General features: G+C 36.2%; 22 protein-coding genes and 1 other annotated feature. All 22 genes read right to left on the bottom strand.

The genetic code is table 11. The annotated features are described in order from the left end of the window. Nucleotides 1-60 precede the first annotated feature (60 nt). Nucleotides 61-294: a binding site (T-box leader), on the bottom strand. A 58-nt stretch (nucleotides 295-352) separates the two neighbouring features. After that, nucleotides 353-850, bottom strand: a complete 498-nt coding sequence (locus tag NST77_RS05270; RefSeq protein ID WP_016201026.1) for a DivIVA domain-containing protein — start codon at nucleotides 848-850, stop codon at nucleotides 353-355. 202 nt (nucleotides 851-1,052) lie between these two features. Next, nucleotides 1,053-1,826 carry a YlmH family RNA-binding protein gene (locus NST77_RS05265; RefSeq protein ID WP_095329108.1) on the bottom strand — a complete coding sequence of 258 codons (774 nt, stop codon included), beginning with the start codon at nucleotides 1,824-1,826 and terminating at the stop codon, nucleotides 1,053-1,055. A gap of 539 nt (nucleotides 1,827-2,365) precedes the next feature. Further along, nucleotides 2,366-2,629: a YggT family protein gene (locus NST77_RS05260; protein WP_095329107.1), complete on the bottom strand. Its 264-nt coding sequence runs from the start codon at nucleotides 2,627-2,629 to the stop codon at nucleotides 2,366-2,368. A gap of 6 nt (nucleotides 2,630-2,635) precedes the next feature. Further along, entirely contained in the window at nucleotides 2,636-3,133 is a 498-nt protein-coding gene (locus NST77_RS05255; RefSeq protein ID WP_095329106.1) for a cell division protein SepF, read from the bottom strand. A 12-nt stretch (nucleotides 3,134-3,145) separates the two neighbouring features. Continuing rightward, nucleotides 3,146-3,823 carry a YggS family pyridoxal phosphate-dependent enzyme gene (locus tag NST77_RS05250; protein WP_095329105.1) on the bottom strand — a complete coding sequence of 226 codons (678 nt, stop codon included), beginning with the start codon at nucleotides 3,821-3,823 and terminating at the stop codon, nucleotides 3,146-3,148. Then, complete coding sequence (gene pgeF, locus NST77_RS05245) at nucleotides 3,824-4,648, bottom strand: peptidoglycan editing factor PgeF (RefSeq protein ID WP_095329104.1); 825 nt, start codon at nucleotides 4,646-4,648, stop codon at nucleotides 3,824-3,826. Between the two features lie 211 nt (nucleotides 4,649-4,859). Continuing rightward, the gene (gene sigG / locus NST77_RS05240) at nucleotides 4,860-5,639 is read right to left on the bottom strand and encodes an RNA polymerase sporulation sigma factor SigG (protein WP_047939922.1); all 780 of its coding nucleotides are present in this window, start codon (nucleotides 5,637-5,639) and stop codon (nucleotides 4,860-4,862) included. Nucleotides 5,640-5,791: 152 nt separating this feature from the next. Further along, nucleotides 5,792-6,511, bottom strand: a complete 720-nt coding sequence (gene sigE, locus NST77_RS05235) for an RNA polymerase sporulation sigma factor SigE (RefSeq protein ID WP_095329103.1) — start codon at nucleotides 6,509-6,511, stop codon at nucleotides 5,792-5,794. Nucleotides 6,512-6,556: 45 nt separating this feature from the next. Further along, entirely contained in the window at nucleotides 6,557-7,489 is a 933-nt protein-coding gene (gene spoIIGA, locus NST77_RS05230) for a sigma-E processing peptidase SpoIIGA (protein ID WP_163184929.1), read from the bottom strand. Between the two features lie 359 nt (nucleotides 7,490-7,848). After that, nucleotides 7,849-9,018 (bottom strand): cell division protein FtsZ, encoded by a 1,170-nt coding sequence (ftsZ, locus tag NST77_RS05225; protein ID WP_123257427.1) that lies wholly within the window; start codon nucleotides 9,016-9,018, stop codon nucleotides 7,849-7,851. Between the two features lie 170 nt (nucleotides 9,019-9,188). Next, a complete protein-coding gene (ftsA, locus tag NST77_RS05220) occupies nucleotides 9,189-10,472 on the bottom strand; it encodes a cell division protein FtsA (RefSeq protein WP_095329100.1) in 1,284 nt (427 codons plus the stop codon). A gap of 327 nt (nucleotides 10,473-10,799) precedes the next feature. Continuing rightward, nucleotides 10,800-11,165: a small basic family protein gene (locus NST77_RS05215; RefSeq protein ID WP_095329099.1), complete on the bottom strand. Its 366-nt coding sequence runs from the start codon at nucleotides 11,163-11,165 to the stop codon at nucleotides 10,800-10,802. Then, nucleotides 11,165-11,893 (bottom strand): DUF881 domain-containing protein, encoded by a 729-nt coding sequence (locus NST77_RS05210; protein ID WP_371471169.1) that lies wholly within the window; start codon nucleotides 11,891-11,893, stop codon nucleotides 11,165-11,167. Before NST77_RS05210 ends, NST77_RS05215 begins: the two co-directional genes overlap by 1 nt. Before the next feature lie 32 nt (nucleotides 11,894-11,925). Next, the gene (locus NST77_RS05205) at nucleotides 11,926-12,627 is read right to left on the bottom strand and encodes a DUF881 domain-containing protein (protein ID WP_341122770.1); all 702 of its coding nucleotides are present in this window, start codon (nucleotides 12,625-12,627) and stop codon (nucleotides 11,926-11,928) included. After that, the gene (locus NST77_RS05200; protein WP_341122769.1) at nucleotides 12,614-13,393 is read right to left on the bottom strand and encodes a cell division protein FtsQ/DivIB; all 780 of its coding nucleotides are present in this window, start codon (nucleotides 13,391-13,393) and stop codon (nucleotides 12,614-12,616) included. The genes NST77_RS05205 and NST77_RS05200 overlap by 14 nt, the downstream gene beginning before the upstream one ends. A 95-nt stretch (nucleotides 13,394-13,488) precedes the next feature. Next, the gene (gene murG / locus NST77_RS05195; RefSeq protein WP_163188546.1) at nucleotides 13,489-14,592 is read right to left on the bottom strand and encodes an undecaprenyldiphospho-muramoylpentapeptide beta-N-acetylglucosaminyltransferase; all 1,104 of its coding nucleotides are present in this window, start codon (nucleotides 14,590-14,592) and stop codon (nucleotides 13,489-13,491) included. A gap of 449 nt (nucleotides 14,593-15,041) precedes the next feature. Then, a complete protein-coding gene (spoVE, locus tag NST77_RS05190) occupies nucleotides 15,042-16,142 on the bottom strand; it encodes a stage V sporulation protein E (protein ID WP_047939912.1) in 1,101 nt (366 codons plus the stop codon). 313 nt (nucleotides 16,143-16,455) lie between these two features. Beyond that, a complete protein-coding gene (murD, locus tag NST77_RS05185; protein WP_095329092.1) occupies nucleotides 16,456-17,808 on the bottom strand; it encodes a UDP-N-acetylmuramoyl-L-alanine--D-glutamate ligase in 1,353 nt (450 codons plus the stop codon). Continuing rightward, on the bottom strand, nucleotides 17,808-18,782 hold the full coding sequence (gene mraY, locus NST77_RS05180) for a phospho-N-acetylmuramoyl-pentapeptide-transferase (protein WP_095329091.1): 975 nt from the start codon (nucleotides 18,780-18,782) through the stop codon (nucleotides 17,808-17,810). The genes murD and mraY overlap by 1 nt, the downstream gene beginning before the upstream one ends. A 1-nt stretch (nucleotide 18,783) precedes the next feature. After that, entirely contained in the window at nucleotides 18,784-19,224 is a 441-nt protein-coding gene (locus NST77_RS05175) for a hypothetical protein (RefSeq protein WP_123257421.1), read from the bottom strand. Next, a complete protein-coding gene (locus tag NST77_RS05170; protein ID WP_123259630.1) occupies nucleotides 19,208-20,689 on the bottom strand; it encodes a UDP-N-acetylmuramoyl-L-alanyl-D-glutamate--2,6-diaminopimelate ligase in 1,482 nt (493 codons plus the stop codon). Before NST77_RS05170 ends, NST77_RS05175 begins: the two co-directional genes overlap by 17 nt. Before the next feature lie 311 nt (nucleotides 20,690-21,000). Continuing rightward, nucleotides 21,001-22,911: a stage V sporulation protein D gene (locus NST77_RS05165; protein WP_095329088.1), complete on the bottom strand. Its 1,911-nt coding sequence runs from the start codon at nucleotides 22,909-22,911 to the stop codon at nucleotides 21,001-21,003. Between the last annotated feature and the right edge of the window lie 668 nt (nucleotides 22,912-23,579).

The raw sequence follows: 23,579 nt of genomic DNA, 5'->3' as shown, positions 1-23,579 counted from the left end.
TTCCATCTAACCAATATTCTCTAATTCAGTATAGACAGCAAAAAACCTTCTCATCCCCACGAAAGGGACGAGAAGGTTTTTCCATTAGGTTCCCGCGGTACCACCCTTATAGATAAAAATAACTTTTATCCACTTAGACATTTTTTAACGGCAATGAACCGCTTTTTCTTACTTAACTTTTCAGAAAAAGACTCCAGGGTGATTTTCAATTGCCAACTTATATCAGGCTTACACCATCCCTGATTCGCTTTTCATAAGTTTTTGACAATCTACTATCCCTATCAACGCTACATGAATATATATTTGTGAAAAATTATATTGCAATTCTACCTTATCGTCAAGACTATGGTCTTTATTTTGTGGAATTTAACTCTGATGCATCTAATTCATATTCTAATAAATGATCCCAATCATCGTTGTTTAACATATCTAATTGTGCTTCAATCAACATTTTGAAACGTGTACGGAACACTTTTGACTGCTTTTTCAATTCTTCAATTTCAAGCGCGATCTTTCTCGCCTTTGATAGTGATTCGTTCACAATTCGATCTGCATTCTTTTCCGCTTCTTTAATAATTAGTTTTGCTTCTTTTTGTGCATTACGTTTAACTTCCTCAGCAGCCTCTTGTGCTACAACAATTGATTTATTTAATGTTTCTTCAATATTATTATAGTGGCCGATACGGTCAGTTAACTCGTTTAATCTTTCTTCCAGTTCTTTTTTCTCGCGGATAATATTTTCATAATCTTTAATTACCTGATCAAGAAATTCATTTACTTCATCTTCATCATAACCACGGAAGCCTTTGGCAAATTCCTTGTTATGAATATCTAACGGCGTTAATGGCATAAAGCCACCTCCCAAACTTCAATTTCTTTATGTATCATCCTTATTTCGACAGTATTATCGGATTTCCTGCATTATTTTTAAAAAATAAGAAGAAACATGAAAAATAATGCTGCTAAAAAATATTGTATCATATATATACAATAAAAAAACTATGTTTTTTGTCTGAAATAGAAATTCTGGGAATTCCTTCATTTTCGATTCTCTACTTCAATTTACCTACTACAATCCTCCATTTATCTTTTTTTGTTTTGCCTTCAATCGATTTAATCGTCGCTCTGCCTTCTCCGCGCACTGAGAATACATCCCCTTCTTCACACATAAAAGCGACGTTTTCATTTAAAGTAAAGTTAACTTTTACTAAGCCTTGGGTGATATAGTTTTTTGCTTTTTCTCTTGAAAAATTATAAATAGCAGCAAGAATCGCATCAAGTCGAAGCGACGTAATAGTCGTAGTCATCTCTGTCCAGTGTTCCTCTGTTAAAATTATTTTTTCTAAAGGTACAGCAGCAAGTGTTACCTTTGCTTTTCCGATAGAATCAAGTTGAAGTCTTACATAATCCTCAACTTCACCAGCAACGACAACTTGAATATCCCCGTCAAGAACGAATATATCTCCGAATTTACTTCTATTTAATCCAAGCGACATTAAACTTCCTAAAACATGAGGATGCTCTATCGTAACAAATTTCTTGGGATAATTCACTTCTAATAAGGCTAAATTAAAATCTGCTTCCATCGGTTGATAATATTCAGGGTAAAGGATAGCTCGTTTTCTTTCCGCCTGTTCATGTCCGCCAAAAAATGCATATTTTACTTCCTGATTTTCTCCGATAATCATCCTAAGGACTTTTTGTTCACGCGGATCCAAAAAATCAGTCAATTTCGGCGCATAAGTATCCGCGACATAATTTCGCCAATTTTGCACTTGATCGATAAATTCTCTTTCTTCCGGACGAAAATGTTGATAAATTGACATCTTTGTAACTCCTTTTTGGCATAGAAAAAGGGCTGGGACAAAAGTATTCCAACCAAATATAAATCCGAACAATTATATGAAGATGCTAATCAAATTCTCGTATAATTGTTTGTTATTTTCATTCTGAATGGGTTTTATGGTTAGTCACCGCAGACTGAATACACTTCGCTTTCCATAGGGCGAGCTCCGAGCCGCTTCGGCTTCGCCTGCAGGGTCTCGGACTTTCTCGCAGATCCCATAGGAGTCTACGTGTATTCAATCTGCTCCGTTTTTCCTAATAATTATATTTTCTTTTAAAAAAAATAATGGAACGAAACAACCTTTAAAAACGGAGTGGAATGGAGCGGAGGACCCTCGACTCCTGCGGGAAGTAGAGCAAAACCTAAGACCCTACAGGCTTTAGCCGAGGAGACTTAGGTTGCTCCCCGGCGCATCGTGGGTCTGTAGCGCAATGGAACGAATTGGTTTTACTACTTAATTAGAGATTGTTCGTCTTTATGCATTATATATTTTGTATTGTCCCATCCTCTTTTGACTTTTTATATAAACCAAAATCCTAATTGTTGAATTCCCATTCCTGCAAGATTTAATACGAAGATAGCAACAATTGGCGAAATATCAATCATGCCAAGAGGCGGAATAAACCTTCTAAAAATCTCTAAATATGGTTCACAAATTCTAGCTAGGAATATTCCAATTGACGTTTCGCGTGCATTTGGAATCCATGACATTAGAATGTAAATAATTAAAGCATAAGAGTAATACTGTAATAATCTAGCTAACAAATAAATAATCATTGTCATTCGGTTTTACCACCTCGTATTTTCGTATTCTGCATCTTGCAGGATTTGCGAGATATTCCCGGAAACTTCTACGTTATCTGGTGTACATAAGAATATATCCGTACCGATTTTCTGGATATCGCCACCGATAGCATAAACAGTGCCACTTAGGAAGTCAATTATACGCTTTCCTTGGTCTTTTTCGATGCGCTGTAAATTCACAACAACTGCACGACGATTTTTTAATTGATCAGCAATATCTTGTGCTTCTGCGTACACACGAGGTTCCACTAAAAATACCTTCGATGACTTCTGTACACTTTGTAAACTCACAACATTTTGACTGTTTTTCGGTTGTTGCTGCTGAATATGATGGTTATGGTTATGCTGACTGTGAGTATGCTGTACAGGCTGCTTATAATTCCTTGCCGGCTCGCTTGGTTCTTCTTGATAGTTTACTTGCTCTTCTTCATAATCTTCATCTTCTAAAAAGAAAAACGTTTTAATTTTTGATTTTATGCTCATTTCACTTGCCTCCTAATTCTCGCTTCCTACTAAAGCAGTTCCAATTCTTATCATCGTTGCTCCCTCTTCGATCGCAATAGAATAATCATTTGACATTCCCATAGAAAGCTCTGTACATGGAGCATATGGTAATTGTAGTCCTTTAACATCTTCTTGAATGCTTTTTAAATTCTGAAAGCACTCACGCAAGAATTCTTTATCATCTGTAAATGGTGCCATCGTCATTAATCCAACTACCTGAATATGAGGATATTCGGACAACTGTTTAACAAAATCGATAACTTCCTCTGGCTTCATTCCATGCTTTGACTCTTCATTGGAAACATTAACCTGTACAAAACACTTTATGGTTCGATTCGCTCTTTTATGTATTTCTTTTGCTAGAGAAAGTCGATCCAATGAGTGAATATAGTCTACATAATCTATAATACCTTTTACTTTTCTCGTCTGCAATGATCCGATAAAATGCCATATAGGCTTGTCTTGAAGAACATCATATTTTGCTAATAATCCTTCTTCACGATTTTCTCCTAAATGAACAATGCCAGCATCGAGTGCTTCTTTTGCTCGCTCTATTGTAACATATTTTGTGACAGCAATTATCGTAACCTCTTCTGGCTGACGATTCACTTTTTTACATGCTGCTACTATTTCTTGTTTTATTCCATTAAGATTATCTTTCACTAACATTTAATTTTCGTCTTCCTCTCTCCATCCAATATAACTCATCATTCTCCCAGTGTTCCCTTTATCTCTTCTGTGAGAGAAAAAATATGCATCATCTTCGTAAGTACAATAGTCGGTTAGATGAATATTACTTTCGAGCATACCACTTTCTAACAATATCTGCTTATTTGCTTCTTGTAAATTCAGTCTGTATTGTCCTGGAGAAATAGTACTAAATGGCTTGTGTTCTGATTGTATTGCCTTTTCTATTTCATTAATAACACGATCATCCACGACATAATGGCGCTCTGAGATAGAAGGACCAACAATGGCGAGCACTTCTTCTCTTGGTATCTTATGAGAAGCAAAAACTTTCATCATTTCCCCGGCAATGCCTTTTACGGTTCCTTGCCATCCAGCATGAGCGATACCTACTGCTTTTGTAGCTGGATGAATGAAATATAAAGGAACACAATCTGCAAAACATAAAGTTAATAATATATTTTTTTCAAAAGTAAACAAACCATCCGTATCTTTTAACGCACTATCATAATCGCTTGCACCCATACCTAAATGTGCTTGTGTTACTTCCACAATATTAACTTGATGTGTTTGCACAGCACCAACCCATTGCTCTAATGGGAAAGATAATTTTTGTGCTAGTTCCTTACGGTTTGCAACCACTGTATCCTTTTGATCATTTACATGAAACGCCATATTTAAACTTGCATAATCGCCTTTACTTTTCCCACCATTTTTTGTTGTGAAACCAGCTATTAGATTCGGAAACTGCTGCTCCCATAAATCAAGATTGAAAAACTGCTTATTTCTTAAAATAAAAGGTTCCATTATCTAACCCCATCTTTTTGTTTTAGTTTACCATATAGAGCTGTCATTGGTCACAGAAAAACATATTTTTCTGTAGAAATAAGGTTGCATTTTATGAAATTCGAAACTCGCTCTTTTCTAACCTGCCATTCCTCTCCCTTTTTACCAATAGAAAAGGCTAGACAATCATTAAAGTACCTACTTTAAGAAGTCTAACCTGTTTTATTCCTATTTAGCTTTGAATGTTTTTATTCATTTGTTTAATAGCAGCTTTTTCCAATCTTGAGACTTGCGCTTGTGAGATGCCTATCTCATCTGCCACTTCCATTTGTGTTTTCCCTTGAAAAAACCGCTTTCGCAATATCAACTTTTCTCGATCATTTAATCGGCGCATTCCTTCTTTTAATGCTAATTCTTCCACCCACTGTATATCCTTATTCTTTTCATCACTTAATTGATCCATTACATAAATCGGATCTCCACCATCATTATAGATTGGTTCAAAAAGCGATACTGGATCTTGAATAGCATCTAATGCAAAAACAATATCTTCATGTGGAATGTCTAACTCTTTGGCAATTTCCTCAGCTGTTGGTTCTTTTGATGTTTTATTCATCAACCTTTCTCTGACCTGTAATGCCTTATAAGCAATGTCTCTCAGAGATCTGGAAACCCTAATTGGATTATTGTCGCGTAAATAACGACGAATCTCTCCAATAATCATCGGAACAGCATAGGTGGAAAACTTAACATTTTGACTTAAATCAAAATTATCGATAGATTTCATTAGACCAATACAACCCACTTGAAATAAGTCATCCACGAATTCTCCTCGATTATTAAATCGTTGTATCACACTTAATACGAGGCGGAGATTCCCATTTACGAGACTTTCTCTTGCGGATGTATCTCCCTCATGCATTTGCTTGAAGAGCAATCTCATTTCTTCGTTTTTTAATACTGGAAGCTTTGATGTATCCACACCGCAAATTTCTACTTTATTTCGAGTCAATCTATTTCCCTCCTCACAGGAGCTGCTGTACAAAAAACAGTATCTCCCCGAGAAGGAAAAATATGCATGGGATGAATTTTTGTTAAATTTCCTATTTACGCTAATTTCAACTGAATTTATGTGGGACAAGGCTTTCCGAACGAAAAAATTTTTTAGACCATTTTATTAAATTCTTTTTGTAGTCTTTTAATAATCCTTTTCTCTAAGCGAGAAATATACGATTGGGATATCCCAAGCATATCTGCTACATCCTTTTGCGTTTTTTCTTCTCCCGTTCCTAAACCAAACCGTAATTCCATGATTTGTTTCTCTCTGTTAGACAATTGGTGAAGCGCTTTTACTAATAGCTTTTTATCTACACTTGCATCTAAATCTTTCGTAATAATATCATCCTCTGTGCCCATAACATCGGAGAGAAGAAGTTCATTTCCATCCCAATCTATATTTAACGGCTCATCAAATGAAACCTCTGAACGGATTTTATTATTTCTGCGCAAATACATCAAAATTTCATTTTCAATACATCTTGAAGCATATGTGGCCAGTTTTATTTTTTTTTCCGGATTAAACGTATTAACCGCCTTAATTAATCCGATTGTGCCAATGCTGATTAAATCTTCGATGTTAATCCCAGTATTTTCAAACTTTCTTGCGATATAAACAACAAGGCGTAAATTTCTCTCTATCAGCATCGAACGAGCTGCTTGGTCTCCTTTTGGAAGTTTTTCTAAAAGGATTTCCTCTTCTTCTTTCGTTAACGGAGGAGGCAGTGCTTCACTTCCACCAATATAAAATACTTCATCTGTTTTCAGTCCAAGTTTTATCAGTAATTTGTACCAATAATAAGATAAGCGAAGCTTCCATTTACTCATGTGCATTTCCTCCTTCTAAACGATGATTTTCGTGAGTATAGTATATTAACTAACTTTTTCTTCGATTGATTTTTTTCCTAAGAGCATTTTTGGATGAACAATACAATCAAATATGCCCTCAGCAGATAGAACTTGATTGGTAAACGAGATTAATCCCTTTTCCACTGCAATTACTTCCTGCTCTTTTTTTAAAAGCAAAGAATCTGGTTTCACGGCAATAAGTAACTGGTGGTCCTTGCCGACTACCTTATATGGAATAATTCGCATCTTGCTTTCCCATTCTGGTGCGATTGGTTGACTGCCATAGATAATAGCTTCTGGCTGGTCCGTGAGACGAATTATTTCTGCTGGCATATCCTTTTCTATATTTTTCAAAGATACAAACATTACGGGAAGGCGGGAAATGGGATCATATACTTGATTACCACTATCCACCAAACCCTTGATAGAAAATTCTTTTCCCCCTACTTGAAAAATAACGTCGATTATCTGTTCATATTGAATCTTTGTCACTTCCATCCCTTCCACATTTCTTCTCGAAAAGTACCAAGCAATCGGAAATCCTAACAAAACAAAAAGCCAACTTATCGGGTCACCAAAGCCTTTAATGCTTGCAAGAAGGACAGAAGAAGAAAGATTGAAATCAAACTGAATAAAATAATGAGCACCTATCAAAGTTCCCCCAATTAAAAAAGTAGCTAAGTAAAATATCATTAATGCTTGGATATAGGTACGAAATCGCTTATATCCAAAAGCCATTGCTACCATCACGATAGAAAATAGAAGTTTCGATATGGGATGATTAGTATAGGGACTAAGCGGCGTTATCGAAAAAAGGATAATAAGGGAACCAATTAACCCTCCAAGCAATATTCGCCAATGGATAATTTTTTTCTTTAATAGAATGCCTGTTAAATATAGTAATAAACTGTCAAACAAAAAATTTAATAGCCATATCACATCTAAATAAATGGCCAAGCATGTAATTCCTCCTCTCCTTCATAAAAGCAACAAAAGAAGTAAATCTTCTCTCTACTAATCTGTTACGAAAAAGTATAACGTACTTGTTCTTGAAATTCTGTCACTTTCTGTAATCAAAATATCAGAAATTTGCTCTATTTCTAACGGTTTTTGTCACTATATCTCCTCGGTTAAAAACTTTAAGTTCTAGCGAAATATTATCAGTTTTTTTACTAATTCAAAGGAATAAAAAGGGAAGAATAAAAGAAGTGATGAGTTTTACTCTAAATAAAAGGGGAGATTACTTTATTCCTGGAAGATAAAACAAAAAACCTTTCCATTATGAAAAAATGGAAAGGTTTTTGCTAAAGAAATAATTACCTTCTGCGGTTTCTATTTCTTAAGAATGTCGGAATATCTAAAGCATCTTCTGGTTGTTGCGCATTGCTTCTTGGTTGTTGTTGTTCTTTTTGCACATGCGGCTCTTCACGTTTTACTTCTCTATTGTTAACCGGATTGTTGACAGGGTTTGCGTTATTGTTATTTGGCTTTAAGCCGCCAAATCCAGGTCTATCTGGCTGGAGCTGCGATAAATCTTGGTTAAAGCCAGTAGCAATCACCGTAACAACAATTTCATCTTTCAAATCATCATTAATAATAGAACCGAAAATCATGTTTACATCTTGATCGGAAGCAGATGCCACAATATCGGCTGCCTCTTGTACTTCATACAAGCTTAAATTCGTTCCACCGGTAATATTCATCAATATTCCTTGTGCTCCATCAATGGAAGTCTCCAGAAGTGGTGAAGAAATTGCTTTTTTCGCTGCTTCAGCTGCACGGTTTTCCCCTGCTGCAACACCTATCCCCATAAGTGCAGAACCTTTATTCACCATAATTGTTTTCACATCAGCGAAGTCTAAGTTAATCAGCCCTGGTGTTGCGATTAAGTCAGAGATACCTTGTACACCCTGGCGTAATACATTATCCGCTTCTCTAAACGCTTCAAGCATCGGAGTTGATTTATCTACGATTTCAAGTAAGCGGTCGTTTGGAATAACGATTAATGTATCGACAGCATCCTTCAATGCTGTAATCCCGCTTGCAGCATGTGTGGATCTTTTTCTTCCTTCGAAAGTAAAAGGTCTTGTTACTACCCCTACTGTTAAGGCGCCTAGGTCGTGGGCGATTTGAGCAATAACTGGTGCAGCACCTGTTCCAGTTCCGCCACCCATTCCTGCCGTAACGAAGACCATATCTGCTCCTTTTAATGCCTCTTCAATTTGTTCTTTGCTTTCCTCAGCAGCCTTTTTCCCTACTTCAGGATTTGCACCTGCCCCTAATCCTCTTGTAAGTTTTCCACCAATTTGCATTTTGATTTCTGCTTTAGATAAATTTAATGCCTGTGCATCTGTATTTACAGCAATGAACTCTACCCCTTGTAGGCCATGCTCAATCATTCGGTTAACAGCGTTATTTCCACCGCCACCTACACCTATAACCTTTATTACAGCTAGTGAATCTATATTTGTATCAAATTCCAACATGACAAATCCTCCTAATTCGTCGATATTCAGCAGTATCGAACTGTCCGCATCTCAAGTCTTGGTGATATGGAGTAACATACCATTTTAATACCTAGACTGACCCTAAACGACTCTCAGCCTTCTCGAAGTTCTTTTTTATCAAAATTATGTTTTTCTATTAAGACATTTCATTAATCAAAGAAATATCCCATAAATTTCTTAAACTTTGAAGGTTCTTTTTCCACTTGTTTTTTCTCATAAGCTTGTTTTTGGGATGCTGTTTTCTGAGCTTTTTCCCTTGTTTCAGCAGGAACAGCAACAGGGTTATGGATATTTCCACCTTGAAGTTTACTATTTTTATAGGAGAATTTAATTAAACCAACTGCAGTAGTATATTGTGGCTCTCTAACTCCAATATAATCAGGAATAGCAATTCTAACTCGGCTTTGGAAAATATCTTGCGCTAATTCTAAAATTCCTTTCGTACTAGCTACTCCTCCAGTTAATACAAATCCTCCTGGAAGATCATATACTCCTAGTCTAGCTAGTTCATGACCAACAAGTTCAAAGATTTCTTCTAATCTAGCTTCTATAATATCAGAAATCTCCAATTGATTAAATTGCTGATGCTGATCGCTTCCTATAATAGGAACGCTGAATACTTCCTCTTCAGAAGCATGATCATAAAAAGCATAACCATACTTTATTTTAATTTTTTCGGCATCTTCTGTTGTAGTTCGAAGACCAATGGATAGATCTTTAGTAATATGATCTCCACCTACAGGAATAACGCTAGTGGCTTTAAGGAATCCATTTTCAAATACAGCAATAGTTGTAGATCCTCCGCCTATATCTATTAACGCCACTCCTAAGTTTTTCTCATCTTTTGAAAGCGCAAAAGATCCTGCAGCAAGTGGTTGCAAGGAGATATCTTGAATTTCAAGTCCTGCTCTTTCCACACATCTTAAGGTGTTATGTAAAATGGTTTTACTTCCAGTTATAATAGTACCTTCCATTTCCAATCGTACACCAATCATTCCTCGGGGATCAGTAATTTCATCTAATCCATCGACAATAAATTGTTTAGGAATAATATCAATAATCTCTTTTTCAGGGGGAATGGAAACTACTTGTGCAGCATCCTTTACCCTAATTACATCTTCAATTGTAATTTCGCGATTTTCACTTGAAACTGCAACTACCCCACGTGAGGTTTGCAGATTAACATGATTTCCCGAAACGCCAACAACTACTTGCTTTATCTCCATCCCAACCATTCTTTCAGCTTGCTCTATTGCTTGTCGAATAGAATGAACGGTTTCATCTATATCCACAATTGAACCTTTTTTTAAACCTTCTGATGGGACGATGCCTACACCAATAATATTTAAAGATTCGTTAATCATTTCTCCAATGATTACTTTTATGCTGGATGTACCGATGTCTAGACTCACATAAAGTTCATTGCTGTTCATTCTCGGGCACCTCCTTTTGCATTTTAAATAATGTGAACAACAAGTTATGTCATACAGTCAAAAAATTCAACTTTTTTTATCAGAAGTAACGTCTGCTATTTACATAGTTTTTTGATATACATAATATAATCTTCACAACTATTCTATTGTATACCAGGCAACACCATATTTTCACTAAGTTTTCGCAAAGTGTCAATACAATTTTGGTCTTTTTTACTACAAATAGGACTAATTACTTATTTCACAAGGAAATATCGTAATTCACTTCCACATATCTATTAATATTTAAATTATTCGCCAAAACTAATATATTCCCTTTTTTCTCTGTCAACTTTTTTCATTTTTTTCAAGAGAATGCGTATTTGATTTCTTTAAGATAATACTGCGAATGACAGCTATATTTTGAAATAGTCGAACACCAAATGCAAAAATAGCCGCTAAGTATAAGTCTACACCAAGATGTACACCTAGAAAAGCTAAACTTGCTGCAAGAGCAATATTAAAGAAGAACCCAGTTACAAATACTTTCTCGTCGAATATATTTTGCAGATGAGCACGAATCCCTCCAAATAAAGTATCCAGTGCAGCGAGAACAGCAATTGATAAATAGTTAGCATATTCGTCTGGCACTTTTATATCGGTTAATAATCCTAATACAATCCCAACAATCAGCCCAAATATAGGAAGCCACATTAAGAATCTCCTCCTTTACTTGTACTTACGGGCTTCATATAATGGATATTTATGGGGTTGCTATATGCTGGTATTTTGATTGGTTCCTTTGGCATCTCGACATTCAATAACAGATTAGATAAGAAAAATTCATCTGCTGACTTTGAAACCTTCATGTAATTAAACAGTTTTTCAACAGTGTTAGCATCCTTCGCTATCACTTTTATTTCAATTGGCAGCTGGTTTAGGGGATTCCCATCCATTTTTAACACATTGTTAATTTCACGGATAACAGTTGTATTTACATAACGATTATCATTTATCGCTATCTCCTCAGCACCATATAAATTTAATTCATTTACTAACCGTTGTAATAATTCAGAGGTAACTACTCCAGGATTTTCACCTAAAAGCATTTCTGTACTGACAGACTCAATCTTTAAGACAATTCCATTTCCCGTTACTTCTGTTAAGCCCGCTTCCTGCTTTAATTCTGCCAAAGTCTCTTTCAATACCGCTTCTTTGCTTCTTGGGGTTTCATTCTCATATTCTTCTATCTTTCCATTTGTCGAACGTATCTCATCTATTAACTTTAATTCTAATTTTTTCTCATGGATAAGATCTTCTCTTAACTCCCAAGTATCTCTCGTGTCTCGTACAACAGGTTCTTTTATTGTCTGAAATTGAACTGCTATCATAAACCCTGCAATAAGTGTAATTCCCGTCATCGTTATAAATTTCTTATTCAAAGCGCATCATACTTTCTAAATCATACTTATCGTTAATTAACATTTAAAGGATCCATTTGGATCATTCTTTTTTTCTCAAGCGTAAATCTTACATTATCATTTACTAACAAATCCTTTACGCCACCATTTATATTTATTGCGCCTTCTAACACATCGCTATCGCCAATTGCCGTAATAACAAATGGGGCTGGGTGCTGATAACCGTCAATTTCAATTACTGGACCATTGCAAAGGATATAAGAATTATGTGCTAGCCTTTGTCCATTGATACTAATCGCTTCTGCACCAGCAATATAAAGCTCGTTGATCACTTTAAATACATGATGCTCATGAACCAAATAATTATTCACATTATCTTCCTTTGGATTATACTCACCATCTTCCAAAGCAATTTGTACTCCTTCCCCTTTTACTGCAACCTTTCCTAAATATATCCGGTATTTTTCCGCATCTTCTGCCAAGTTATAATAAGTCTCTGCTTCGTTAGAAAGTTTCTTCTCTAATTGAAGCAAGTCCCTTTGGTTTTCCTTTAACTCCTTATACAACTTATTGTTCTTTTCTTCCTGCTCAATTAGCTCATTGCGCAAATCCAAATCTCTTTCAAATTGGCTCTCACTCACTGCTTTCCCTTCATCTTTTTTTGTATTTTGATAGGAAAAAGAGATCATAAATCCAAGTACAAGAAAAACTAAGGAGAAGATAACATTTCTTCTTCTTTTATTATTCTTCACCATTCTTTTCCCCTTCCGAATCAAAAGCTTTAAAATAAGAACCTACCTCTAAATCAATAACGCCTTTTTTATCTGTATTCAGCTGGGAAATGATGGATGGATAATGCTGCAGCTTATCCGAAAAAGAGGATAAAGAAGCTAATACCTGATTTCCATCATTCATATATACAGTAACACGCCACTTATCTGTATTTTTAGGAGTATACCTTACTTCAGAAATTGCGTTATACACTTCTGCTGACAGTTTATTTAGTTCTCCCCCTATTTTTTTGATTACTTTATTATCTTCGCTCTTTATATCCTTAATAATTGGAGCATCATAGGGACTATTGGTCATAGCTCTGTCATGCAACATCTCCCCATTTTCAAGAAGTGGAATAAATTCATTCTTTACTTCAAAGTAAGCAATCTTCCTATACTCTTTTACGTCTATATGAACAGTATTTGGAAAAACAATAGAAATCTTAGCAGATTTAATCCCGCCTGAGTCTTTTAATTTCTCTGTGAGCTTGTCTTTTTTGATTGTCCAAATATTTGTTTTGCTGTCAATTCCACTCATTTTCTCCAAGTCTTCAAAAGAATATAAATGATTACCCGTAATTTCGATGTTTTTCACATGACTTAAAGGCGATTGGAAGTATATAACGCAAACGATGATTAGGAAGAATAGAAGGAGAAGGAAAATAAGGCGACGATTTGCTTTTCTTCGTCTCTGCTCTTTTAATTTTGGAATTCTATCTTCTAAAGAAACTACCTTCCCTTTTTCCAAAAAATCACCCCGGTATTATTAAATAAGGAAATAGTACATAACATTTCAATAGGTTGTCCACCTTTTCCTAACAAACAAATTTTCTATTTGCTATCTTATTTTTTCTTGTTATCGATTACTTCCTTCATGACATTATACAACCTCATTGCCGCATCAGGAATACCTAATTTTTTGGAAGCCTCTTTCATTTCCTTTAGCAAAACAGGATTAAGCATGATTGCATCCATTTCTTCTATCAATTTTTGGCCATTCATATCCTGTTCAAGAAGCATTCTGGCTGCTCCATTACTCGTTAATGCATGCGCATTTTTTTCTTGATGATTATTCGTTACATAAGGACTTGGCACAAGAATGCTCGGAATACCAAGCGAGGTTAGCTCACTTAGTGTTGTTGCGCCAGCTCTTGCAACAGTTAAATCAATACTCGTTAATACTTCAGGCATATTATGGACAAATGGCTTAATAATAACATTTTCTGGATTGCCGACACGCTCTACTTCTTTCTTTACCGCTTCGTAGTGCACCTCTCCTGTTACATAAAGAACTTGATAAGCTTTCTCCCCTAATTGTGGTAAAGCTGCAATTACAGCATCATTTATCGGTCTTGCTCCTCTACTACCGCCAACAATAAGAACAGCGGGTTCTTTTAATTTTAATCCGACTGATAAGCGACCTTTTATTCCATCCTGATTTAACACTTCGGATGCCCTTGGATTCCCGGTCATCACTACTTTTTTATCTGGAAAAAAAGAAGCCGCTTCTTCAAAGCAAATCGCTACTTTATCGACATATTTACTTAAAAACTTATTGGTTAACCCTGGAACACTATTTTGTTCATGAATAATAGTCGGTATTCCAAGCTTAGCTGCCGCATATACAACCGGACCACAAACATATCCGCCTGTTCCGATGACAACGTCTGCTTTAAATTCTTTTAAAATCGCTTTACTTTTTTGTACACCTGCAATAAATCGCCAAACTGTTTTCACATTTTCTGGGGAAAGTTTTCGTTTAAACCCTGTGATATGTATTGTTTTAAATGGAATATCTTCTCGTCTAACTAATTTACTTTCTAGCCCTTGCTCTGTTCCGATATAAAGAAATTCAGCATCCTTCACTTCTCTTTTTATTTCGCGAATCAATGCTAATGCAGGGTATATATGTCCCCCTGTTCCTCCGCCGCTTACTACTATTTTCATTCTTTCCACCTCAAAATACTTCTCATCTCTACTTTTCCTGAAAAAAACGTGGTTTTCTTCTCTTTTACATTATAGCTTCAAATAACATAAAACAAAAATAATCTTCTGCTATTTTTTTAGATATTTTTTAGCTTTGCCGTCATCTCCCAAATAATAGATACCTTATTGTACTATATTTTAAACTTGCTTTATGAATATCTTGAAAATGATAATGAAATGTAATACATTTCGTCTTCCTACATGTCATATTGTCATGTTTGAAAAGGATTTATCATATGTGTGAAAAAAATAAATTTTTTGTATTCTACAACATTTCTTCCCTCTGAAACAGAGACTACCATGATAAACACTCTTTAGCTCTCCACAAAAAAACCTAGTAAAGAGAACGTATTCTCTCCACTAGGTTTCTATAAATTTCATCAAAAAATTTCCTAGCAATGAGGCTGCATTTAATACCGCGAAAATCGGCTCACATTTAGAAGGATGCCTATTGCTATTAACATAAGTGTCAGCGATGAGCCGCCATAGCTTAAAAACGGAAGTGTAATCCCTGTAACTGGCATTAGCCCTGTTACCACCCCAATGTTAATCATAACTTGAATTGCAACCATGGAAATGATCCCGACTGCCACAAAGCTCCCAAATAAATCTTGAGCTCCTAATGCAATTCTTATGCCTCTCCAAAGTAAAAGCGCGAATAATAATAAAATCAGCGAACCGCCGATAAAGCCTAATTCTTCTGACAGAATCGCAAAAATGAAATCGGTTTGCGGCTCAGGTAAGTAGAAAAATTTTTGTCTGCTTTCCCCAAGTCCTAAACCGAATAAACCGCCTGGACCAATTGCATATAAAGATTGGATTATTTGAAATCCGCTTCCTAATGGATCTGACCATGGGTCCAGAAAGGATGTTATCCTTTTAATCCGATAAGGAGCTGATGCAACCAGACCGATAAAACCAGCTACCCCAATAAGACCTAATATAACAAAGTGACGAATGCGAGCACCAGCAATAAAAATCATGACAATACTAGTTCCAACCATAACTGTCCCAGTACCTAAATCCGGCTGAAGCATAATCATTCCGAAGGCAAGGAATACCAGACCTAATGAGGGAAGTAACCCTTTTTTAAAGGAGGTTATATGCTTTTGATTTTCTGATAGAAATTTTCCCAAGAAAAGAATCATTGCTATTTTCATAAATTCAGAGGGCTGAATAGAAAAAGCACCTACTCCGATCCAGCTTTGCGAACCATTTCGAACTAACCCCACCCCAGGAATTAAAACAACGACAAGTAAAATAAAACAAACAATAATAATCGGTTTAGCCCAAGATCTCCATATCCAGTAATCAAGATTCATAATAAATAACATTGCTGCAATTCCGACTCCTGCAAAAAGCATTTGCCTTTTAGCAAAGAAAAAAGAATCACCTAAATTTCGTTCAGCCATTACAGCACTAGCACTATACACCATGATTAACCCTATCGCTAGCAACGTAAATGTAATAATCATTAGAATTATATCTGGAGTCGTTTTTTTTGATGGCACCATTAACACCTCGAACCTGCAAGATTAAGGGCTTGCAACAAAGAAAAGCGATTTATACCCAGATTTCTTTGTATACTACTGAGGAATCGGATAAAAAAAGAAAGCTCTGTAAATTATCGGTTAAACTAGGAATAAGGGAAAAGAGCGTTCCTTCCACCCTAATTTAGATGAAATGAAACCTTTAGCCTTTTTCTACTAACCTTGTTATCATTTACAGAGCTTACTTTTAAGTAAGTATTTTATATGGATACTTTTTTATTTCTATCCATATAGATCTTAAATTTTCTTTCAACGCCTACTTACAGACAAGCCCTTATTTAAGCATATGCACCGCATTGATAAAAATGTCTCCTCTGACTTCAAAAGTTTTATATTGATCCCAGCTTGCACATGCTGGGGAAAGAAGAATAACATCTCCGCTTTCTGATAAGTCATAGGCAACAGGTACTGCTTTGTCCACATTATCGACGCGTTTAATGGTTTTTATTCCTGCAAGCTTGCCTGCCTTCTCCACTTTTTCAGCAGTTTGTCCAAAAGTAATCATAGCTTTTACATTTTTAAGAGATGGAATGAGTTCATCAAATTCATTTCCGCGGTCCAGTCCACCAGCTAACAGAATAACCGGTTCATTAAAGGCTGCAAGGGCATTTTGTGTTGCCAGGATATTTGTTGCTTTCGAATCATTATAGAATTTCCGTCCGTTTATTTCTTTAATAAATTGCAGACGATGCTTAACCCCTTTAAAGGTACTTAATACTGCAAAAATACTTTCATTTGTTACACCTGATAATTTTGCTGCTGCAACAGATGAAAGGATGTTTTCTAAATTTAATGCACTTAAATACGTTATATCTGATAGTGCCATAATTTTTTGATCATTAAAATAAATAATATTATCTTTTATATAGGCCCCAAACTCAAGTTCACGTTTTGCAGAAAAAGGAATAATCGTTGCATTGCTTCTGTTCGCGATATCCATGACAATCTCTTGTTCGACGTTCACAATTAAATAGTCACTTTCATCTTGGTTTCTCGTAATGTTTCCTTTTGCCTTCGCATATTCTTCCCGTGTCCCATGATAATCTAAATGCGCCTCATAAATATTTGTAATGATCGCAATTTTCGGCTTGAATTTTTCAATTCCCATTAATTGAAAGGAGGATAATTCAATCACTATTTTATTATCTTCCTCTGCAACTTGGGCTACATTAGAAGCAACTGTTCCAATATTCCCGGCTATCAAAGGCTTTTTCTTATCAATTTCTAACATATCAAACAATAAGGTTGTGGTCGTTGTTTTCCCATTTGACCCAGTGATTGCAAGAAAAGGAGCTTCGGACACTCTGTATGCTAGTTCTACCTCTGTGATTACAGGAATGCCACGCTCCACTGCCCCTTTAATCATTGGATTAAAGTAAGGAATTCCAGGGTTTTTTACGATCAGCTGGAAACCCTCCTCCAGCAATTCAATAGGATGACTTCCGCAAATAACCGTGATTCCTTGTTCTAATAAGCCTTGTGCTTCTGGATTTTCATCTAATGGCTTACTATCATTTACTGTTACAAAGGCACCTAAATTATGTAGTAATTGAGCTGCGCTTATTCCACTTTTAGCAAGACCTAATACCAGAATTTTTTTATGATGATAATCATTAATCTGCTTCATTATAACCACACCTCAATATAAATTCCTAAAGCGGCAAATAATAATCCAACCGTCCAAAATGTGACAACTACTCGCCATTCAGACCAGCCAACTAGTTCATAATGGTGATGTAATGGGCTCATACGGAAAATTCTTCTCCCTGTTGATTTAAAAGATATTACTTGAAGAATGACAGAAAGTGTCTCAATAACAAATACTCCACCTATTAATATTAATAAAATTTCTGTCTTTGTTAAAATAGCAATCGCTGCAATAGCACCTCCAAGGGCAAGTGAACCAGTATCTCCCATAAATACTTTTGCTGGATGGGCGTTGAATACTAAAAATCCTAAAACTGCGCCCACAATGGCTACCGAGAAAATGCTAATTTCAAACTGTGATTGACTCCATGCAAGGACAGCAAACGCTCCAAATGCCACAGCAGAAGTTCCAGAAACTAATCCGTCCAAGCCATCGGTTAAATTCACCGCATTAGAAAATCCAACTAACCAAAAAATAATAAATAGCGCATAAAACCACCCTAATTCTAGTGGTTTATCTACAAAAGGAATCGAAATTGCAGTGGAAAATTCGTTTTCGCGTAAAACAAAGTAAAAAATAAGCGAAATAATTATCTGCCCTAATAGCTTTTGTCTAGAAGTTAATCCTAAATTACGCTTCATCACTACTTTTATAAAGTCATCTAAAAAGCCTAACAATCCAAATCCGACTAATACTAAAAGTAATAAATACGTCTTAATTGTTGGCTCTGAAAATTTATTAATCATTACCAATGTCGTTACAACAATGGAGAAAATAATCATTAAGCCCCCCATAGTTGGCGTTCCCGTTTTTTTCTGATGAGACTTCGGTCCTTCTTCTCTAATGCTTTGTCCGAATTTTAATCTTCGCAAGAAGGGAATAAAAAAGGGAGAAATTAATACTGTTATTAAAAAGCCTAATAGAATCGTAAAAAAGATAACTTTCTCCTGCATTTTAATTCCCTCCTTTCATTTGATTATTTGTATTTAATACATGCTCTCTAATTACCGCTATATCATATGTTTCCATCTGGGAATTCAGACTGTTTTCTTGCAAAAAAATAAATTTAGTTGTTTTTTCTTGTGCTTGTAATTGTTGCTCGTAAATTTTACTCATTTTTAATATGCCTTCCTTTAAATCTTTTGTATAAAAAATCGGAAAATGATTTGGTGTATAGGATGGGAGTTTCATCCCCTCTTCCCAAATCGCTCCAATTGCTCCATTTGTTATAGCAGCACTCAAATCACCAGAACTATCTTTATAAAATGGAATAAACAGTCCTTTTGGCTGTTCGCACTCTGCTAAGAATGACACGGTTTGAAAAAGCAAATCTTCTTTCACAAACCCTTTTGCTTCGGGAATAGCTTGAAGGACTAAGTTATAGGACAGTGTCATTTTTTCTCTCCTCTATCGCTTCTTTTGCAACTAAACGGTCATCAAAGTCCAACACTTTAGAACCAATAATTTGATACGTTTCATGCCCTTTCCCTGCAATTAGAATAACATCATCAGGCTGCGCTTGATCAACAGCAAAGGCAATAGCCTCTTTGCGATCAGAGATTATCGTATAATTCTGTTCAGCCCTAACTCCTTCCTCCATATCTTTTAATATGGCAAGCGGATCTTCACTTCTAGGATTATCGGAAGTTAGGATTGCATAACTCGCTTCCTCGCAAGCAATTTTCGCCATTAAAGGACGTTTCGTCTTGTCTCTATCGCCCCCACAGCCAACGATCACATATATTTTATTCTTAGCAAATTCTTTTACCGTTTGCAAAGCATTTTGCAAACTATCAGGTGTATGTGAATAATCAACGATCACAGAAAAGTCTTGGCCGGCATTAACCGTTTCAAATCTCCCTGCGACTCCTGCTACCTTTTCTAGCGCATTGATGGTCACTTCCATTGGAATATTACTTGCGATTGCAGCACCAATGCTTGCTAGTGTATTATACACGTTAAATTTCCCAACCATTTTTAATTGGACAGAATGTATGCCAAGCGGAGTATGTAAATCGAATGATGTGCCTGCTGCCGTAATTTTTATATTTTTTGCCATTATATCAGCTTCTTTATCAATTCCATATGTAAGAATATGAGCGGCTGTAATGGTTTCATACTCATTCGCTGCTGCATCATCTTTATTGAGAATAGCAAATTTTGGCTTTTCAGACGAAAAGGCATTTCCTAGTCTTGTAAAAAGCAACCCTTTCGCTTTTTTATATTCTTCCATCGTACCATGATAATCTAAATGATCTTGACTTAGATTGGTAAAAACAGCAATATCATAGTCACAACCAAATACTCTGCCTTCTACAAGGGCATGGGAAGATACTTCCATAACAGCTGTATCAACTTTTTGCTCCACCATTTGATGAAACACCTTCTGCAGGGTCACAGCTTCTGGAGTTGTATTTTTTGTTTCTTGTATTTGCTCACCGATTTTGGTATACATCGTACCGATGATTCCTGTTTTTTTATTTGCCTCTTTTAAAATAGCATCTATTAAATGGCTAGTTGTTGTCTTTCCATTTGTACCTGTTATTCCAATAAGCTGAAGCTTTTGAGTCGGCTTTTGATAAAATACATCTGCAAGCACACTACTAGCTCTTTTTGTATCTTTTACAACGATCACTGGAATAGGCAAGGACAGACTTCTTTCCGCTATGACAGCGACTGCCCCAGATTCGTATGCTTTTTGGGCAAAATCATGGCCATCGACTGTATAACCTTTTATACAAATAAAAAGACTGCCATCTGATACTTTGCGATTATCATTCTCTATTGATTTTATTTCCACATCTTCTCCGGTATAAGGAGTGTATGGCTGTAAACTCTCAATAAGTTTTTTTAATTGCATCGCTTTTTGATTCCTCTTTTCTCTAGCTCTATATGTAATCTTTGATTGCTCATAAATATTAATTATATACTAAATAATGAATCAGCCATATAGATTATACAATTTTCTTAGCGTATTTTATTTTACATGATTAAAAAAAATTTATCTATGTTGTACCTTATTGTTGGAGAATTTATATTAGAAGAATAATTTAAGATAGAGGAAAATTTTAATTATTTACATACGAGCTCTATTCTTGGATTAAAAGGCTCAAGAGGCTTTTTTATAGAGGAAGAGAAGCGGCACGTATTATGCTGCCGCATCTCTTCCAATTAATTAAATTGAACCAAAATAGTTGATCCTTCCTTCACTTTTGTTCCAGGCTCTGGAGATTGCTTAATCACCGTATCCCCGCTTCCACTTGAATCAATTTTAAGATTAATAAACATTTCACTGATATCTTTTTTCGTATGCCCGACAAGGTCTGGCACTTCTATTAATGGATTTTCCGGATATTTATATACTTTGTCAATTTGATCTTTACGAGGTTCCACACCAAGTGCTCTCAAACTATCTCCCATAATCGCGCCAACAATTGGAGCAGCAACCGCACTACCGAATTGCACCGTTCCTTTTGGGTTATCTACTGCCACGTACACGACTAATTCAGGATCATCAGCAGGTGCAAAGCCGATAAAGGATAGTATATAATTATTTTCTAAATATCTTCCACCTGAAGCTTTTTGCGCCGTCCCTGTTTTTCCACCAACTCGATAGCCTTCCACAAAGGCCTTGCCTCCAGATCCCTTTGCCACAACATTTTCTAATGCCCGTCTTACTTCTTTAGATGTTTCTTCAGAAACTACCTTTCTTTTTGCAACAGGCTTTTTCTCCATAACCACTTCACCAGTAGATGGATCAATTAATTCTTTTGCTACATAAGGAGTATATAAAGTGCCCCCGTTAATGGCGGCAGATAATGCTGTAACTTGTTGAATTGGCGTTACGGCGACGCCTTGACCAAATGCTGTTGTCGCTTGCTCCACTGGTCCTACTCTGTCCATGTTAAACAAAATCCCTTTAGATTCCCCTTGTAAATCAATTCCTGTTTTTTGCCCAAATCCAAAATCACGAATATATTGAAACAGCTTATCTTTGCCAAGACGTTCCCCTAATTCTACAAAACCAGGGTTACAAGAATTTTGAACGACCTCTAAAAACGTTTGCGAGCCATGTCCTCCTCGCTTCCAGCATTTAAGTTTTGCTCCACCTACTTCGGCATACCCTTTATCATAAAAAGTATCCTTATCTAAATCTACTTTTCCTTCTTCTAAGGCTGCTGCCAATGTAATAATTTTAAAGGTAGATCCTGGTTCATATGAACTCCATATCGGTAAATTACGATTATATACAGTGGAATCCACATTTTGAAAATCTGATGGATCAAAGCCTGGACGACTTGACATCGCCAAAACCTCGCCAGTCTTCGGGTTCATTGCAAGTGCGATAATCGATTCAGGATCATAGGTTTGTTGGGCTATATCCAATTCTCTTTCTACAATCGTTTGAATTTTTGTATCGATGGTAAGGACTAAATCATTCCCATTAACCGGCGCTTCATAGGCATCAGCCATATCATTCATTCTCTGTCCTTTTGCATCCGAATAATATTGAACAGATCCCTTCTTTCCCTTCAACTCATCATCATATTCCAACTCTAAACCTATTAGCCCTTGATTATCAATACCAGCAAACCCTAATACATGGGATAAATAGTTTCCAAAAGGATAAGATCGCTTCGAATCTTCACCAATATATACACCGTCTATATCAAGTGCACGAACTTTTTTGGCCTTTTCATGCGTGATTTTCCTACCTTCTTTTAAACGAACACTCATCTCCCTTTGGATAATCTGCTTATAAACAGATTCCTTATCTGCTTCTAATACTTCTGCAAGCTTTTCAGCGGTGTCTGCTGGATCTTTAATTTGGCGTGGTACTATATAAACCGTTGGCGCACTGACATTAGTCGCAAGCGCTATTCCATTACGATCCAAGATCTCTCCTCGTTGTGGCTCAAAAGCAATTTGTCTACTCCATAAATTTTTTGCTTTTGTTGTAAGCTCGTCCCCCAGAAAAAATTGAACATACGCCAATCTTGTATCAATTATGAGAAAAATAACTATCCCAGCAACAAGCGCTATCAACAATCGCTTCCGAACGGTTACATTTGAAACCCGCATACAGATGGAACCTCCTTTATACTAGCTCAATTGAAATATATGCTTGTACGAATCGGAATAGAACGGAGAGTATTTGTTCGTTGCTTGGAAAAAAGGTAGGGATTTTTGTATGAGGGATGTTTTGTTGATGAAAGCCACTTTTGTTTTTTTTTTCTAGTTATTGTGGTTTTCATCCCCTTGTTGAAAACCACTTTCCTTGCTTCTTCTGCTTATTTTGACGTTCATCTCTTTGATGAAAACCACTTCCCCTGCTTCTTCTGCTTATTTTGGCGTTCATCCCCTTGTTGAAAACCACTTTCCCCGCTTCTTCTGCTTATTTTGGCGTTCACCCTCCCGATGAAAACCACTTTCCCTGCTTTTTCTAATTATTTTGGCGTTCATCCCCTTGTTGAAAACCACTTTCCCTGCTTCTTCTGCTTATTTTGGCGTTCATCCTCCCGATGAAAACTACTTTCCTTGCTTCTTCTAATTATTTCGGCGTTCATCCTCCCGATGAAAGCCACTTTCCTTGCTTCTTCTGCTTATTTTGGCGTTCACCCTCCCGATGAAAGCCACTTTCCCTGCTTCTTCTGCTTATTTTAGCGTTCATCCCCTTGTTGAAAACTACTTTCCTTGCTTCTTCTAATTATTTCGGCGTTCATCCTCCCGATGAAAGCCACTTTCCCTGC

This window comes from Niallia sp. FSL W8-0177 (assembly GCF_038006285.1).
GTDB classification, from domain to species: domain Bacteria; phylum Bacillota; class Bacilli; order Bacillales; family Cytobacillaceae; genus Niallia; species Niallia circulans_A.
This window is presented reverse-complemented; position numbering and strand designations above follow the sequence as displayed.

Coding starts and splice junctions, on each gene's coding strand:
- pgeF (WP_095329104.1), bottom strand. CDS start 4,648: ATGGAACCTTTTATTTTAAGAAATAAGCAGTTTTTCAATCTTGATTTA.
- sigE (WP_095329103.1), bottom strand. CDS start 6,511: ATGAGTAAATGGAAGCTTCGCTTATCTTATTATTGGTACAAATTACTG.
- NST77_RS05205 (WP_341122770.1), bottom strand. CDS start 12,627: ATGGTGAAGAATAATAAAAGAAGAAGAAATGTTATCTTCTCCTTAGTT.
- NST77_RS05165 (WP_095329088.1), bottom strand. CDS start 22,911: ATGCGGGTTTCAAATGTAACCGTTCGGAAGCGATTGTTGATAGCGCTT.
- NST77_RS05255 (WP_095329106.1), bottom strand. CDS start 3,133: ATGAGCATAAAATCAAAAATTAAAACGTTTTTCTTTTTAGAAGATGAA.
- mraY (WP_095329091.1), bottom strand. CDS start 18,782: ATGCAGGAGAAAGTTATCTTTTTTACGATTCTATTAGGCTTTTTAATA.
- NST77_RS05270 (WP_016201026.1), bottom strand. CDS start 850: ATGCCATTAACGCCGTTAGATATTCATAACAAGGAATTTGCCAAAGGC.
- murD (WP_095329092.1), bottom strand. CDS start 17,808: ATGAAGCAGATTAATGATTATCATCATAAAAAAATTCTGGTATTAGGT.
- murG (WP_163188546.1), bottom strand. CDS start 14,592: ATGAAAATAGTAGTAAGCGGCGGAGGAACAGGGGGACATATATACCCT.
- NST77_RS05265 (WP_095329108.1), bottom strand. CDS start 1,826: ATGTCAATTTATCAACATTTTCGTCCGGAAGAAAGAGAATTTATCGAT.
- NST77_RS05175 (WP_123257421.1), bottom strand. CDS start 19,224: ATGACACTGTCCTATAACTTAGTCCTTCAAGCTATTCCCGAAGCAAAA.
- NST77_RS05215 (WP_095329099.1), bottom strand. CDS start 11,165: ATGTGGCTTCCTATATTTGGGCTGATTGTTGGGATTGTATTAGGATTA.
- NST77_RS05260 (WP_095329107.1), bottom strand. CDS start 2,629: ATGACAATGATTATTTATTTGTTAGCTAGATTATTACAGTATTACTCT.
- NST77_RS05170 (WP_123259630.1), bottom strand. CDS start 20,689: ATGCAATTAAAAAAACTTATTGAGAGTTTACAGCCATACACTCCTTAT.
- NST77_RS05250 (WP_095329105.1), bottom strand. CDS start 3,823: ATGTTAGTGAAAGATAATCTTAATGGAATAAAACAAGAAATAGTAGCA.
- ftsA (WP_095329100.1), bottom strand. CDS start 10,472: ATGAACAGCAATGAACTTTATGTGAGTCTAGACATCGGTACATCCAGC.
- ftsZ (WP_123257427.1), bottom strand. CDS start 9,018: ATGTTGGAATTTGATACAAATATAGATTCACTAGCTGTAATAAAGGTT.